We start from the raw sequence: 14,658 nt of genomic DNA, 5'->3' as shown, positions 1-14,658 counted from the left end.
CCGGTGTGTGCCCGCCGTCCCCGCCTCGTGCTCCTGGAGGCCAGCCCGCTCTGTGGCCTGGTCGAGGTCGGTAGCGGCGCCAAGAAGCCCGAAATGGTGAGGATTATCTGAAGTTGGGGCCTCCTTCGGGCCAAGTCCCTGCGCTGGGCCTCGACGGCAATCAGATCGTGACGGAAGGCCAAGTGATTGTCCAGATGATCGCCGATCAGCTCTGGTCCGCCGTTCGCGAAGCGTAACGGGCGGGGTCGACGAAGAGCCGGACCGATGATTCGGCTCTTTGCTTGCGTCATTCGCTAATCCGATGATTCGCGATGCGCTGACGGGGATTTTACGAGCATTGTCCGGGTTAACAATAACTCCGCCTTTTGCGCTCCGCGGACGTCGCCATCCTTGTGAGAGCAATCCTCCTGTGCCTCAACTTCAGCGAGGGACAGGACGCTAACCGTCGGACCGGAAAGCTATTGTGACGACTGTAATCCTCCTCCTGCTCGCGAGCGCAATCACCGGCTTGGCGACGGGTCTGTTCTTCCGGGTCTGGACTCTATTGCTGGTCTCGCCGGCGACTGCGATCCTTGCCGCGACGGTGCTTCAGACCTCGGGCTTTGGATTCTGGACGGGCGTTCCAATCATCGTCGGCTGCCTGATTGCCGGCCAGGTCGCCTATTTGGCGGCGACGTTCTACGTGCACAGAGGTGAGCTTTCAGTGCAGGACGAGATCGACGGCGAACCAGGCAAGCACGGCCAGCGCAACATCAAAGACGAGGACGAGTAAGACCAGGCCAAACCACGAAGGAATTTTTCTGCGCCACCGGAGGAGCCTGCGGCGGCGCCACGGCCGATCCAGCAGCAACAAGGGGGCGTATCTTACCGCAACGCCGGCTGCGCTGTCTTGAGACACCGTGGGGATCATTGCGAGACACCTTCAATGTCGATGGGCCATCCGGTGGATCATCAGCAAGAGCGGTGCCAGGGCGAAGCGAGCGTGGCCGGGGTGGAGGATTGGGTGCTGGGGTGAGACGAAAGCGCATCAATCGATGTGACAAGGCTCAAGGCAGAGCGCCCAAGCGATGATCCAGCCCTTCCTTTTGTGAACCATCTGATCCGCGGCGACGTCGAAGGAGCATCTCCAGGAGACAATTGCCTCCATGAACATGATCGTCCTCATGACCGCCGCGGGCGCGCCGCTGGCGATGCTCGGGCTCTCGACGCCGGTCGCGCCGGAACGCAATTGCATCTTCACGATCCCTCCGCAGATCACCTCGGCCGTGTTCGAGAGCAGAGAAGGAAAGATCGTCTTTCCGAACCGGCCGACCGAATATCCCTGCCGCTACGCCAGGACGAAGAGCGGCGCGGACGTCGCCTTCACCAACCAGAATGGCTGGCGTTTCGAGGTGCGCATCGGCCGCGGCGACGAAGGCAGCTGGAAGGCCCGTCTCGACGACGATGTCGTCGGAGGGCGCGCCTTCTCGCCGTTCGGCGACGGAAAATGAAAAAGGCCGGATCGACGATCCGGCCTTTATTTGCGTAGCCCGGATGAAGCGAAGCGCAATCCGGGGTTCTCGCGTTGAAGGACTGCTCCCGGATTTCGCTTGCGCTCCATCCGGGCTACAAGCCTCTCGTCAGGCCGCCGCCTTCTTCGGCGCGAAGCGGCCGTAGAAGGTCTCGCCCTTCGCGGCCATCTCCTCGAGCAGCTTCGGCGGGGTGAAGCGCGAGCCGTACTTCGCCTCCAGCTTGTGGCAGAGCTCGACGAACTTCTTCGTGCCCATGAAGTCGATGTAAGACAGCGTGCCGCCGGTGAACGGCGCGAAGCCGAAGCCGAGTATCGAGCCGACATCGGCCTCGCGCGGATCGGTGATGACGTGGTCCTCAACGGTGCGCGCAGCTTCCACCGCCTGCACCACCAGGAAGCGCTGCTTCAGCTCCTCGATATCGAGCGTATCGGGATCGAGCTGCTTCGGCTGCAAGGCCGAGAGGCCCGGCCACAGGCTCTTCTGGCCCTTGCCCTTCTCGGGATAGTCGTAGAAGCCCTTGCTGTTCTTGCGGCCGAGCCGGCCCTGCTTCTCGACCATCTCCACCATCAGCTTCTTCTGCTCGGGATTGATCGCGTTGGGGCCGAGATCGGCTTCGGTCGCCTTCATGATCTTGAGACCGAGATCGAGCGCGACCTCGTCCGAGAGCGAGAGCGGGCCGACCGGCATGCCGGCCATCTTGGCGCAGTTCTCGATCATCGCGGGCGGCACGCCCTCCAGGAACATCTCGTTGCCTTCGGCGACGTAGCGGCCGACGCAGCGATTGGCGAAGAAGCCTCTGGAGTCGTTGACCACGATCGGCGTCTTGCCGATCTGGCGGACGTAGTCGAGCGCGGTCGCGAGCGCGACGTCGCCGGTGTTCTTGCCGAGGATGATCTCGACCAGCATCATCTTCTCGACCGGCGAGAAGAAGTGAATGCCGATGAACTTCCCCTGATCCTTAAAACTCTCGGCCAGCGAGGTGATCGGCAGCGTCGAAGTGTTGGAGGCGAAGATCACATCAGGCTTCAGATATTGCTGCGCCTTGGCAAAGGTCTCCGCCTTGACCTTGCGGTCCTCGAACACGGCCTCGATGACGAGGTCGACGTCCTTCAGCGCGGCGTAGTCTGTGGTCGGCGTGATGCGCGCGAGCAGCGCTTCGGCGTCCGCAGGCTTGGCGCGGCCCTTCTTGATCTGCTCCTCGATCACCTTCTGGGCATGCGCCTTGCCCTTGTCGGCGCTCTCCTGGTCGCGATCGATCAGGACGACGTCGAGGCCGGCGCGGGCCGAGACATAGCCGACGCTCGCGCCCATGAAGCCGGCGCCGATCACGGCGATCTTCTTCACCTTGGTGGCGGGCACATCCTTCGGACGACGCGCGCCCTTGTTGAGCTCCTGCATCGACAGGAACAGGCTGCGGATCATCGCAGCCGCTTCCTTCGAGCGCAGCACCGAGGTGAAGTAGCGCGACTCCACGCGCAGCGCCGCATCGATCGGCAGCTGCAGGCCTTCATAGACGCAGCTCATGATCGCCCGCGCGGCCGGGTAATTGTCGTAGGTTTCGCGGCGATAGATCGCGTTGCCGGCCGGGAACATCATCATGCCGGCCTTGGAGAACACCGGACCGCCGGGCAGCTTGAAGCCCTTCTCGTCCCACGGCGCGACGGCCTTGCCGCCGCCCTTGATCCAGTCCTTCGCCGCCTTGATGAGGTCGGCGGCGGGAACGATGGCGTGGATCAGGTTCAGCGCCTTGGCCTTGTCGACCGTGACGGGGTCGCCCTTGAGCAGGATGGTCATGGCGTCCTGCGGCGGCACCAGGCGCGGCACGCGCTGCGTGCCGCCGGCGCCGGGGAATAGGCCGACCTTGACCTCGGGCAGGCCGAGGCGCGTCTTGGGATTCTCCGCCGCGACGCGATAATGGCAGCACAGCGTGATCTCGAAGCCGCCGCCGAGCGCGAGCCCGTTGATCGCCGCCGCCCACGGCTTGCCTGAGGTTTCGATTCCGCGCAGCACCTGCGAGAAGCGCCGGCTCTGGTCGAACAGCATCTGGTTCGCCGCGATCTCGCCCTGCTCCTTGAAAACCTTCGCATAGGCCTGGTTCATGCCTTCGAGCATGGACAGATCGGCGCCGGCGCAGAACGCTTCCTTGGCGGAGGTGATGACGATGCCCTTCACCGCGGCATCCGCCGTGGTCGCCTTGACGATCGCCTCGAGCTCGTTGGTCGAGGTCTCGTCGAGCACGTTCATGGAGCGGCCCGGGATGTCCCAGGTGACGAGCGCGATGCCGTCCGAATCGGTCTCAACCTTGAAGTTCTTGTACGACATGTTGGTTGCTCCCTACCCTTAGACGCGCTCGATGATGGTCGCGGTGCCCATGCCGCCACCGATGCACAGCGTGACGAGGGCGGTGGACTTGTTGGTGCGCTCGAGCTCGTCGAGCACGGTGCCGAGGATCATTGCGCCGGTGGCCCCCAGCGGGTGACCGAGCGCGATCGCGCCGCCATTGACGTTGATCTTGGCATTGTCGATGTCGAAGGCCTGGATGTAGCGCAGCACGACCGAGGCGAAAGCCTCGTTCAGCTCGAACAGGTCGATGTCCGACTTCTTCATGCCGGAGCGCGCGAACAGCTTCTCGGTGACGTCGACCGGACCGGTCAGCATCATCGCCGGCTCTGAGCCGATGTTGGCGAATGCGCGGATCTTGGCGCGCGGCTTCAGGCCGTACTTGCTGCCAGCTTCCTTGCTGCCGAGCAGCACGGCGCCGGCGCCGTCGACGATGCCCGAGGAATTGCCGGCATGGTGCACGTAATTGACGCGCTCGATCTCCGGATGCGACTGCACCGCGACGCCGTCGAAGCCGCCCATCTGCGCCATCATCGTGAACGACGGCTGCAGCTGCGCCAGCGACTGCATCGTCGTCGAGGGGCGCATGTGCTCGTCCTTGGCGAGGATGGTGAGGCCGTTGATGTCCTTCACCGGCACCACGGATTTGTTGAAGCGGCCTTCGTCCCAGGCCTTGCCGGCGCGCTGCTGGCTCTGCACGGCGTAGGCGTCGACGTCGTCGCGCGAGAAGCCGTACTTGGTGGCGATCAGGTCGGCCGACACGCCCTGCGGCATGAAGTAGGCAGGCACCGCCATCGAGGGATCCATCGGCCAGGCCCCGCCGGAGGCGCCGATGCCGACGCGGCTCATGGATTCGGCGCCGCCGCCGATCACGAGCTCATGCTGGCCGCTCATGATCTGCGCCGCTGCGAAGTTCACGGCATCGAGGCCGGAAGCGCAGAAGCGGCTGATCTGCACGCCGGGCACGGCCTCCCCAAGGCCGGCCTTCAGCGCCGCGAAGCGCGCGATGTCGGAGCCGGCTTCGCCAACCGGATCGACCACGCCGAGCACGACGTCATCGACCGAATCCTCAGGCAAATTATTGCGGTCCTTCAGCGCCTTCAGCGGCACGGTCGCGAGCGCGAGGGCGGTGACTTCGTGCAGCGCGCCGTCCGGCTTGCCGCGGCCGCGCGGGGTACGAACGTGGTCGTAGATGAATGCCTCAGGCATGACGCCCTCCTGATGTGATGTTGTACGATTGGGAGCAGGCAGCGGAAGCAGGCTCAGAACGCTTCCGCCGGCAGTTCCATGATGGTGGCGCAACCGGCCTGGATGCGCGCGAGATTGGCGGCGGTCTCCGGCAGCATCCGCTCCACGAAGAAGCGGCCGGTGACGAGTTTTGTGGAGAGATAGGGCGTCGCCCCGCTCTCGGCAATCTTGGCATTCGTCACCTTGGCCATCCGCGCCCACATGTAGCCGAGCGCGACGAAGCCGAAGAGATGCAGGTAATCGGTTGCGGCGGCACCGGCATTGTCGGGCTTTGCCATCGCGTTCTGCATCAGCCAAGTCGTCGCCTGCTGCAGATGGCCGAGCGAGGTCGAGAGCGGCGTGATGAAGGGCTTCAGCGCCTCGTCGCCGCCGTTCTCCTTGGCGAACGCCATGACCTCGCCGAAGAAGGCCATGATGGCGCGTCCGCCGTCGCGCGGCAGCTTGCGGCCGACGAGGTCGAGCGCCTGGATGCCGTTGGCGCCTTCATAGATCATGGCGATGCGCGCATCGCGCACGAACTGCTCCATGCCCTGCTCGGCGATGTAGCCGTGGCCGCCATACATCTGCTGCGCCTGCACCGCGTTGGCGAAGCCGTAATCGGTGAGAAAGCCCTTCAGCACCGGGGTCATCAGGCCCATGTGGTCGTCGGCGGCCTGGCGGTCCTTGGGGTCTTCGGAGCGATGGGCGACGTCGCTCTTCAGCGCGGTCCACATCACGAAGGCTCGCGCGGCCTCGTTGAACGCGCGGATCGAGAGCAGCGTGCGGCGCACGTCGGGATGCACGATGATCGGGTCGGCCGGCTTGTCCGGCGCCTTGACGCCTGACAGCGCGCGGCCCTGGATGCGCTCGCGGGCATAGGCGACCGCGTTCTGATAGGCGACCTCGGACTGCGCGAGGCCCTGCACGGCGACGCCGAGCCGCGCCTCGTTCATCATCACAAACATGCCCTGCATGCCCTTGTTCTCTTCGCCGATCAGCCAGCCGGTGGCGTTGTCGTAGTTCATCACGCAGGTCGAATTGCCGTGGATGCCCATCTTGTGCTCGATCGAGCCGCAGACGACGCCGTTGCGCGCGCCCACCGAACCGTCGGCATTGACCAGGAACTTCGGCACCACGAACAGCGACACGCCCTTGATGCCGGCCGGCGCGCCCTCGATGCGGGCGAGCACGAGATGGATGATGTTGTCGGCGAGATCGTGCTCACCGGCCGAGATGAAAATCTTGGTGCCCGTGATCTTGAAGCTGCCGTCCGCCTGCCGCACTGCCTTGGTGCGGAGCATGCCGAGATCGGTGCCGCAATGCGGCTCGGTGAGGTTCATGGTGCCGGTCCATTCGCCGGCCACCATCTTCGGCACGTAGGTCTTCTTCTGCTCGGGCGTGCCGTGCACCAAGAGCGCCGCGGTCGCGCCCATGGTGAGGCCGCCATACATCGAGAACGCCATGTTGGCGGAGATCTGGAATTCATTGACCGCCTGGCTCAGGGTCACCGGCAGGCCCTGGCCGCCATATTCGGTCGGCGCCGACAGGCCGAGCCAGCCGCCCTCGGCGACCTGCTTGAACGCCTCCTTGAACCCCTTCGGCGTGGTGACGCTGCCGTCATCCGCACGCTTGCAGCCTTCGAGATCGCCGACGCGGTTGAGCGGCTGCAGCACCTCTTCGGCGAGCTTGGCGGCTTCGCCGAGGATGGCCTCGCGCACGTCGCTCGACGCATCGGAGAAGCCGGCGAGATTGTCGTAGCGATCGATCTGGAAGACGTCGTTGAGCAGGAAGTTCACGTCTTCGACGGGGGCTTTATAGATCGGCATAGTGGTCTCCCGGCATGGGGCTTGAGGAGGATGTTGGGCTTATGATTGGGCGGCGGCAAGCTGCTCCGCCATCAGGCGGTGCAGCATGTTGATCGCCTTGAGCGGACGCACCATCACCTTGAAGTGGGTGATGCGCCCCTCGCTATCGAAGCTGATGATGTCGACGCCGTTGATCTCGATGCCGTCGATGACATTCTTGAATTCGAGCACCGCGCCATTGTCGCTGCGCCACTCGCCGACATAGGTGAAGCCGGGGCCGCCGAGCAACTTCTCGGCGCTGGAGAGGTATTTGAAGGTGATGTCGCGGCCGCGCTGCGGCGTATGCACGACCGGGCTTTCGAACACGGCGTCGGGATGCAGGAGGTCCCAGAGCGCGGTGCGGTCGTGAGACTTCATGTAGGCGTACCAGGAATCGAGGCCGGTCATTCTCAGGTGCCTCCCTAGGCTAAGGGCAAAAGTGCGAAAACAACCCCATGCACAGTAGCGAGGAGATTGATTTCACTTGATTATTCAGTCGGGCCTGCGGCCCGCCTGCACGCTGCCTCATATGCACATTGACGCATATGCGCCGATGCGCATAAAGTCAAGCAACTTGGTCAAACCTAAAGAAGGGGGCCGGTCATGGCACTGGGCGACGCAATCCTCGCATGCCTGACGGAACGCCCGATGACGGGCTACGAACTCGCCAAGACGTTCGATTCCTCGATCGGCTTCTTCTGGAAGGCCGACCATCAGCAGATCTACCGCGAGCTCTCCAAGCTGCGGGACCGCGGCTACATCCAGGGCCGCGAGGTCGTGCAGTCGGGCAAGCCCAATAAACTGATCTATACGCTGACTCCCGAGGGCCGAACAGCACTGCGGCACTGGGCCGCGCGGCCAAGCACGCCGCCCTCGATCAAGGACGACCTCCTGGTGCGGCTGCATGCGCTCGACAGCATCGACATCGAGCCCATGCGCACCGACCTGATGGCCCGCCTGGAGCACCACCGCGACCGCCACGCCAATTACGAGCGCATCCTGAAGAAGCGCTTTCCCGACGGCACGGCGGAGGGACGGCTCGATCTCGGCAATCTGCTGCTGCTCCAGCTCGGCGCCCGCCACGAGCAGATGGTGGCCGATTTCTGCGAGGAGGCGCTGGAAGCGCTGTCGGCGATGAGCGGCAAGGCGACGGTGGTGCCGATCGAGGATGGCAAGCGCGAGAAGGGCTGAGGGCGCCGACGTTACGCGAGCCCTTTCCGCCTCCCCGCTGTCATCGCCCGCGAAGGCTGGCGATCCAGTATTCCAGAGACGGCGCGGCTAGAACCGAGGAGCCGCGGCGTACTGGATGCCCCGCCTTCGCGGGGCATGACACCGGTTTGTTTCGGGGCCGGATGCGCGACACAACACCGCCCCCAGTTCCCGCCGCCCAACTTTAAGACAGCCACGCCGCATTCCTTAACTCGTTATTTACCGTAACAGGAAAAAGTCGGTTTTCGAGGCAGACGACCCGCGCCAAATTCGATTGTCTTTGCAACCGGCACGCGTGGGGAAGCTGGAGGCGCCGGGGTGGGGTGCCGAAGTCGGAACCGGACAGAGTCATGAATTCGCGCGTATCGTGGAGTGTCGACGGCATCGATCCATCCGTCCGGGAGCGGGCCGAGGCTGCTGCGCGCCGTGCCGGCATGTCGCTCAACGATTGGCTGAACTCCACGCTCGGCGAAACTGCCCCGCCTAATTTCCGCGGATCCTACGATCAGCGTCCGCAGCACGTGCCGAGCCAAGGACCGAGTCAGGAGAGCCGCGAAGTCGCCGACATCCACCAGCGGCTCGACGCGATCACCCAGCAGATCGAGCGGATCTCGAAACCCGCGCCGCGCCAAGACTCCTCAAGACAAGACGTCTCAAGACAAGACTCCTCACGACCAGACGTCTCGCGTGAGCAGGGCGTCGCGCGCCAGCTCAACGATGCGATCTCGCGGCTCGACGCGCGCCTGTCGCAGATCTCCCGTCCACAGCGGCAAGCGCCGCAGCCGCAGGCCCCTCGCCCCACCCCGGCCGAGACGCGCCAGCGCCAGGCCGATGCCGTCGAGCGCGCCGCCGCGCAGGTCTATCGCGGCTCACCACCCCTGAGCCCGGCTTCGTTCGACGTTGCGGTCGCCGAGATCACCGCGCGCCAGAGCGAGCTCGACGGCTTTGCGCCGCGGCAGATGCCGCCGCGTGCCGCGCCGCCGCTTGCGCCAACGGCTTCTTGCGCGCCGCCGATGGCGCCGCCCGCCCCTGCCTATGCGCCGCCGCCACCGCAGCCGGGGCCGGATTTCTCCGCGCTCGAGCGCCATCTGCTCAAGATCACGAGCCAGATCGAATCGCTGCAGCGGCCTGACAATACCGAGCAGGCCATCAACGCCTTCCGCAGCGAGCTGGCCGAAATCCGCGCCGCCATCACCGAGGCGATGCCGCGGCGCGCGATCGAATCGATCGAGAACGAGATCCGCTCGCTGCACCGCCGGATCGACGAGACCCGCTCCAACGGCACCGACGGGCAGGTTCTTGCCGGCATCGAGCGCGCACTGTCCGACATCAAGCAGGTACTGCGCACGCTGACGCCGGCCGAGCAGCTCACCGGCTACGACGAGGCGATCCGCAATCTCGGCGCCAAGCTCGACCTGATCCTGCGCGCCAATGACGATCCCTCGACCGTGCAGCAGCTCGAAGGCGCGATCTCCGCGCTGCGCGCCATCGTCTCCAACGTCGCCTCCAACGAGGCGCTGGCACGGCTATCCGAAGACGTACAGCTGCTGTCGTCCAAGGTCGACCAGATCACCCGCGCCTCCGGCCATGGCGACAGCTTCGCGGCGCTGGAGCAGCGCATCGCGGCGCTCACGGCGGCGCTGGAAACCCGCGAGCGGCCGCAGCCGTCCGAGAGCACCGAGCATCTCGAAGCTGCGATCCGCGCGCTGTCGGACCGTTTCGACCGCATGCAGGTCGGCAACGATTCCGCCTCGACCTTCGCCCATCTCGAGCAGCGTGTTTCCTATCTCCTGGAGCGGATCGAGGCCGCCGCCGATCCGCGCAACGGCAATTTGAGCCGCGTCGAGGACGGGCTGCACGACATCCTCAGGCACCTGGAACGGCAGCAGGCGACCTATGCGGCCCTCGCCGAGAGCCGCAGCTCCGCGCCGCCGCCCGATTCCGGCATGGTCGACCTCGTCAAGCGCGAGCTCTCCGACATCCGCTTCAGTCAGGCCGAGACCAACCGGCACACCCAGGACTCGCTCGAGGCCGTCCACAGCGCGCTCGGTCACGTCGTCGATCGCCTCTCGATGATCGAGGGCGATCTGCGCGCGGTGCGCACCGCGCCGCCTCCCCCCGCCCCACAGCCGATGTCGATGCCGATGGCGGCGGCGATGGAGCCGGCGCCGATGGCGCGCGAGCCGCGGCCGCAACCGCCAGCACAGCCGCCGAAATACGATCCGAAGCCCGAGCTGCCCAATCCAGCTGCCGCGCAGGCGCCGCCGGCTGCCTTCGTCGCCGCACCGCGCGAGTTCCACGCCGCCACCCCCGCCGCGCCGCCGCCCGTGCCGGCGCCGCCGCCGGTTCCCCCGCGTGCGATCAGCGAGATCCTGGAGCCGCACACGGCGCGCGCTGCACTCGCGCCGGAACTGCCGCCGGATCACCCGCTCGAGCCGGGCACACGGCCGGGCGGACGCCTCGCCACGCCGTCGGAGCGCATCGCCGCCTCCGAAAGCGCGATCAGCGGAATTGCCGCCGCGCCGAAGGAGCCGGTGTCGTCGTCGAGCTTCATCGCGGCCGCCCGCCGCGCGGCGCAAGCTGCCGCCGCACAGCCGCCCGAGAAGCCGGCCCGCGGCGCCAAGGCCGCGATCGCCCGCGCCAAGGAGAAGGGCGAGGAAGGCGGCTCGACCATCACCTCGAAGATCCGCTCGCTGCTGGTCGGCGCGAGCGTGGTCGTGATCGTGCTCGGCACCTTCAAGATGGCGATGAACCTGCTCGAAGGCGGCAGCTCGTCACCGACGCCGCAGGCGATGCAAAACATCCCGAGCGAGCCGGCACCGCAGCCGGCGCCGCCGCCGGTCGAGACCAAGCCAGCCGCGCCCGAGCAGGTCACCCCGTCGATGACATCGCCGACACCGATCGGACGGCAGTCGCAGAACAATGCCGCGCCGGCGCCTCTTCCCGGTTCCGGCGGCTCGGCCTCCGTTGAGATCCCGCAAGCGCCTGCCGCGGCGATGCCGCCGGCCTCAAGCGACGTCACCGGCGCGCTGTCGGGCACGAGCCGCGCCAAGCTCGGCGTCGTTCAGGTGCCGCCGAGCGAGAAGCTGCCTGACGGCATCGGCGGCCCGGCCTTGCGCAGCGCCGCGATGAAGGGCGATGCGACCGCGGCCTACGAGATCGGCGTGCGCTTTGCCGAAGGCAAGGGCGTTGCCACGAATTACGACGAAGCGGCGAAGTGGTACGACCGCGCGGCGCAGGCCGGGGTCGTCCCCGCAATCTTCCGCCTCGGCACGCTCTACGAAAAGGGCCTAGGGGTGAAGAAGGACGCCGACATCGCGCGCCGCTACTACACCCAGGCCGCCGAGCGCGGCAACGCCAAGGCGATGCACAATCTCGCCGTGCTCGATGCCGACGGCGGCGGTCGCGGCGCCAATTACAAGAGCGCGGCGCAGTGGTTCCGGAAAGCGGCCGATCGCGGCGTCGCCGACAGCCAGTTCAACCTCGGCATCCTCTATGCCCGCGGCATCGGCGTCGAGCAGAACCTCGCCGAATCCTACAAATGGTTCAATCTGGCAGCTGCCCAGGGCGATGCGGATGCCGCCGGCAAGCGCGACGATGTCGCCAAGCGTCTCGACCCGCAATCGCTGGCGGCCGCCAAGCTCGCGATCCAGACCTTCAGCGCCGAGCCGCAGCCCGACGATGCCGTCAACGTTGCGACCCCGAACGGCGGCTGGGACAGCGCACCGCAGGCCAGCGCGAAGCCGGCCCCCAAGCAAGTGGCGACGAAACGCTCGGCCTCAGCGGCGCATTGAGCCGCATCGCATTCGATCCAACGCTGAGACACCCCCAACCCTCTCCGCAAGCGCTGGGCTAGCGCATATGACCTGTGGCGGCGGCTGCGCGCACGCCTCGTCCTTCGAGACGGCGCTGACGCGCCTCCTCAGGATGAGGCTAATCGGCATCAGTGCTCGTTGAACCTGCTGCCGCGCACTCCGCCCTCATCCTGAGGAGCCCGCCCAAAGCGGGCGTCTCGAAGGATGGCCGCAGGGGAAAACTCCCAAATGCGCTAGCCCCTGCGCCAGCGGGAGACGGCTGGGGGAATCAGCTCGCAGCTTTTGCATTCTGCCGGGAAATCGCTATTTTCCGCGGCCCGGAGGCCCCTGATGTCCGTTATTGATCTAGCCGCAAACCCGAGCGAGTTGCGTGCGCTCGCCGAACAATCCAACGCCTGGCCGTTCGAGCAGGCGAAGGCCATTGTCGCGCGGCTGAAGAAAAGCCCGAAGGACGAGGTGCTGTTCGAGACCGGCTATGGTCCGTCTGGCCTGCCGCATATCGGCACGTTCGGCGAGGTGGCGCGCACCTCGATGGTGCGCCACGCCTTCCGCGTGCTCACCGAGGACAAGGTCAAGACGCGCCTTTTGGCGTTCTCCGACGACATGGACGGCTTCCGCAAGGTGCCCGACAACGTTCCGAACAAGGAGATGCTGGCCGCTCATATCGGCAAGCCGCTGACGCGGGTGCCGGATCCGTTTTCGAACGAATATCCGTCGTTCGGCGCGCACAATAACGCGCGCTTGCGCGCGTTTCTGGATCATTTCGGCTTCGACTACGAGTTCGCGAGCTCGACCGACTACTACACGTCGGGCCGCTTCGACGCGACGCTGCTGAAGATGCTCGCCGCCTACGACAAGATCATGGCGATCATCCTGCCGACGCTGGGCCCGGATCGCCGCGCGACCTATTCGCCGTTCCTGCCCATCAGCAAGACCACGGGCGTCGTGCTGCAGGTGCCGATGATCCGCCGCGACGTCGCGGCGGGCACGGTGACCTACGTCGATCCCGATACCAACCAGGAAGTTGAAACGCCCGTCACCGGCGGCAACGTCAAGTGCCAGTGGAAGGCCGACTGGGCGATGCGCTGGGTCGCGCTCGGCGTCGACTACGAGATGGCGGGCAAGGACCTGATCGATTCCGTGAAGCTGTCCGGCGCGATCGCCAGAGCGCTCGGCAGCACGCCGCCCGAAGGCTTCAACTACGAGCTCTTCCTCGACGAGAAGGGCCAGAAGATCTCGAAATCGAAGGGCAACGGCCTGACCATCGACGAATGGCTGCGCTACGCCTCACCGGAATCGCTCTCGTTGTTCATGTACCGCGAGCCGAAGGCGGCCAAGCGGCTGTATTTCGACGTCATCCCGCGCAATGTCGACGACTACCAGCAATTCCTCGACGGCTTTCCGAAGCAGGACGGCAAGCAGCAGCTCGGCAATCCGGTCTGGCACATCCACAACGGCAAGCCGCCGACGGGCGACATGCCCGTCACCTTCCAGCTGCTCCTGACGCTGGTGTCATCGTCGAACGCGGAGAACGCCGAGACGCTGTGGGGCTTCATCGGCCGCTACCGGCCCGGCGTGAGCCCGCAGACCCATCCGAAGCTGGATGCGATGGTGGGCTATGCCATCAACTATTATCGCGACTTCGTCGCGCCGACGAAGCAGTTCCGCGTACCCACGGACAGCGAGCGCGCCGCGCTGCAGGATTTGCGCGATGCGCTGTCGCAGCTTGCGCAGGACGCATCCGCCGAGGACATCCAGAACGTCGTCTACGAGATCGGCCGCCGCGAGCCGTTCCTCGACCAGGTCAAGAAGGGCAAGGACGGCCGCCCCGGCGTCACGCTGGACTGGTTCAACATGCTCTACCAGGTCCTGCTCGGCCAGGAGAAGGGCCCGCGCTTCGGCTCCTTCGTCGCGGTCTACGGCGTGCAGAACGCGGTCAACATGATCGACGGCGCCCTGGCGAGGAGTGCGTGAGCGGCGCCATCACTGGCTCGCCCAGAGGATCCGCGCAACCCAGGCGACATCGCTCGCCGCGACCGTTCGCGCCTCCTGTGACGCATCGAGGGGCGCCAAGTCCAGGGTCTTTGCCGTGCGGCGCTTCAGGGTCGCAATCGTGATCTCGTCCGTCTTGATCTTGACCACCACGCGATCACCCTTGCGGATCGGCGCCGCAGGCGAGACCAGGATGATGTCACCGTCGCGATAGGCAGGCAGTAGCGCAGCGCCGGAAATCTCCAGCGCAAAGACTTGACCGTCCTCTCCGATCGGAAGCGCGATCTCGGTCCAGCCCCTGCCGGTTGGAAGACCGGCCTCATCGAAGGCGCCGCTCATTCCGGCCTGTGCAAAGCCGAGCAGCGGCACCGAGCCGCGGCCGCTTCCACCGTCGTCATCAATCAGCTTCGCAAAGCTGTCGATCGAGGCGTCGGCCGCCGCCAGCGCTTTTGCGATCGATTCGGTCGAGGGCCAGCGCTCGCGGCCGTCGGCGGTGACGCGCTTGGACCTGTTGAAGGTGGTAGGGTCGAGCCCGGCACGCTTGGCAAGGCCGGACGGCGACAGTCCGGCGCGCGCCGCCAGCCGGTCCAGCGCGGCCCAGATCTGGTCGTGAGTCAGCATCCTCTGCGCTTTGGCCTGTCTGACCATGGAAGGCCCAGCCCGTCGCAACTCAGGAAAACTGTCCTCAAATCAACCGGTTTTCCGTTTTTCGCGCAAGAG

11 protein-coding genes are annotated in these 14,658 nt (G+C 65.9%); 6 read left to right on the top strand and 5 right to left on the bottom strand.

Annotated elements, in window-relative coordinates:
- Positions 1-113 precede the first annotated feature (113 nt).
- The 3 genes from GA0061099_RS42975 to GA0061099_RS09000 all read left to right on the top strand — a co-directional run bounded on the left by GA0061099_RS42975 (position 114) and on the right by GA0061099_RS09000 (position 1,490).
- Positions 114-236 carry a hypothetical protein gene (locus tag GA0061099_RS42975; RefSeq protein ID WP_338060675.1) on the top strand — a complete coding sequence of 41 codons (123 nt, stop codon included), beginning with the start codon at positions 114-116 and terminating at the stop codon, positions 234-236.
- 227 nt (positions 237-463) lie between these two features.
- Positions 464-772, top strand: coding sequence for a hypothetical protein (locus GA0061099_RS09005; protein WP_225171891.1), 309 nt, complete (start codon positions 464-466; stop codon positions 770-772).
- Positions 773-1,145: 373 nt separating this feature from the next.
- A complete protein-coding gene (locus tag GA0061099_RS09000; RefSeq protein WP_036020551.1) occupies positions 1,146-1,490 on the top strand; it encodes a hypothetical protein in 345 nt (114 codons plus the stop codon).
- A 129-nt stretch (positions 1,491-1,619) separates the two neighbouring features.
- On the opposite strand, the gene GA0061099_RS08995 is transcribed toward GA0061099_RS09000, so the two are convergent.
- From GA0061099_RS08995 to GA0061099_RS08980, 4 genes are read right to left on the bottom strand one after another with little or no spacing between them, the layout of a single operon-like run.
- Positions 1,620-3,833, bottom strand: coding sequence for an FAD-dependent oxidoreductase (locus GA0061099_RS08995; protein ID WP_036020549.1), 2,214 nt, complete (start codon positions 3,831-3,833; stop codon positions 1,620-1,622).
- 18 nt (positions 3,834-3,851) lie between these two features.
- Positions 3,852-5,060: an acetyl-CoA C-acetyltransferase gene (locus GA0061099_RS08990; RefSeq protein WP_036020547.1), complete on the bottom strand. Its 1,209-nt coding sequence runs from the start codon at positions 5,058-5,060 to the stop codon at positions 3,852-3,854.
- Positions 5,061-5,113: 53 nt separating this feature from the next.
- The gene (locus tag GA0061099_RS08985) at positions 5,114-6,904 is read right to left on the bottom strand and encodes an acyl-CoA dehydrogenase C-terminal domain-containing protein (protein ID WP_036020543.1); all 1,791 of its coding nucleotides are present in this window, start codon (positions 6,902-6,904) and stop codon (positions 5,114-5,116) included.
- A gap of 39 nt (positions 6,905-6,943) precedes the next feature.
- Positions 6,944-7,330 (bottom strand): nuclear transport factor 2 family protein, encoded by a 387-nt coding sequence (locus tag GA0061099_RS08980; protein WP_074447649.1) that lies wholly within the window; start codon positions 7,328-7,330, stop codon positions 6,944-6,946.
- Positions 7,331-7,525: 195 nt separating this feature from the next.
- Between GA0061099_RS08980 and GA0061099_RS08975 the strand changes: the two genes are divergently transcribed.
- From GA0061099_RS08975 to GA0061099_RS08965, 3 genes are all read left to right on the top strand, one after another.
- A complete protein-coding gene (locus GA0061099_RS08975) occupies positions 7,526-8,113 on the top strand; it encodes a PadR family transcriptional regulator (RefSeq protein ID WP_036020538.1) in 588 nt (195 codons plus the stop codon).
- A gap of 368 nt (positions 8,114-8,481) precedes the next feature.
- Positions 8,482-11,925 (top strand): tetratricopeptide repeat protein, encoded by a 3,444-nt coding sequence (locus GA0061099_RS08970; RefSeq protein WP_074447648.1) that lies wholly within the window; start codon positions 8,482-8,484, stop codon positions 11,923-11,925.
- Between the two features lie 351 nt (positions 11,926-12,276).
- Positions 12,277-13,920: a lysine--tRNA ligase gene (locus GA0061099_RS08965; RefSeq protein WP_036020521.1), complete on the top strand. Its 1,644-nt coding sequence runs from the start codon at positions 12,277-12,279 to the stop codon at positions 13,918-13,920.
- Between the two features lie 9 nt (positions 13,921-13,929).
- Here GA0061099_RS08965 and GA0061099_RS08960 read toward each other — a convergent pair whose 3' ends face one another.
- Positions 13,930-14,586, bottom strand: coding sequence for a S24 family peptidase (locus GA0061099_RS08960; protein WP_081492859.1), 657 nt, complete (start codon positions 14,584-14,586; stop codon positions 13,930-13,932).
- Positions 14,587-14,658: the final 72 nt, after the last annotated feature.

Origin of the sequence: Bradyrhizobium yuanmingense (genome assembly GCF_900094575.1) — a bacterium.
GTDB classification, from domain to species: Bacteria; Pseudomonadota; Alphaproteobacteria; order Rhizobiales; family Xanthobacteraceae; genus Bradyrhizobium; species Bradyrhizobium yuanmingense.
This window is presented reverse-complemented; position numbering and strand designations above follow the sequence as displayed.

Coding starts and splice junctions, on each gene's coding strand:
- GA0061099_RS08985 (WP_036020543.1), bottom strand. CDS start 6,904: ATGCCGATCTATAAAGCCCCCGTCGAAGACGTGAACTTCCTGCTCAAC.
- GA0061099_RS08980 (WP_074447649.1), bottom strand. CDS start 7,330: ATGACCGGCCTCGATTCCTGGTACGCCTACATGAAGTCTCACGACCGC.
- GA0061099_RS08975 (WP_036020538.1), top strand. CDS start 7,526: ATGGCACTGGGCGACGCAATCCTCGCATGCCTGACGGAACGCCCGATG.
- GA0061099_RS08990 (WP_036020547.1), bottom strand. CDS start 5,060: ATGCCTGAGGCATTCATCTACGACCACGTTCGTACCCCGCGCGGCCGC.
- GA0061099_RS08970 (WP_074447648.1), top strand. CDS start 8,482: ATGAATTCGCGCGTATCGTGGAGTGTCGACGGCATCGATCCATCCGTC.
- GA0061099_RS08960 (WP_081492859.1), bottom strand. CDS start 14,586: ATGGTCAGACAGGCCAAAGCGCAGAGGATGCTGACTCACGACCAGATC.
- GA0061099_RS08995 (WP_036020549.1), bottom strand. CDS start 3,833: ATGTCGTACAAGAACTTCAAGGTTGAGACCGATTCGGACGGCATCGCG.
- GA0061099_RS08965 (WP_036020521.1), top strand. CDS start 12,277: ATGTCCGTTATTGATCTAGCCGCAAACCCGAGCGAGTTGCGTGCGCTC.
- GA0061099_RS09000 (WP_036020551.1), top strand. CDS start 1,146: ATGAACATGATCGTCCTCATGACCGCCGCGGGCGCGCCGCTGGCGATG.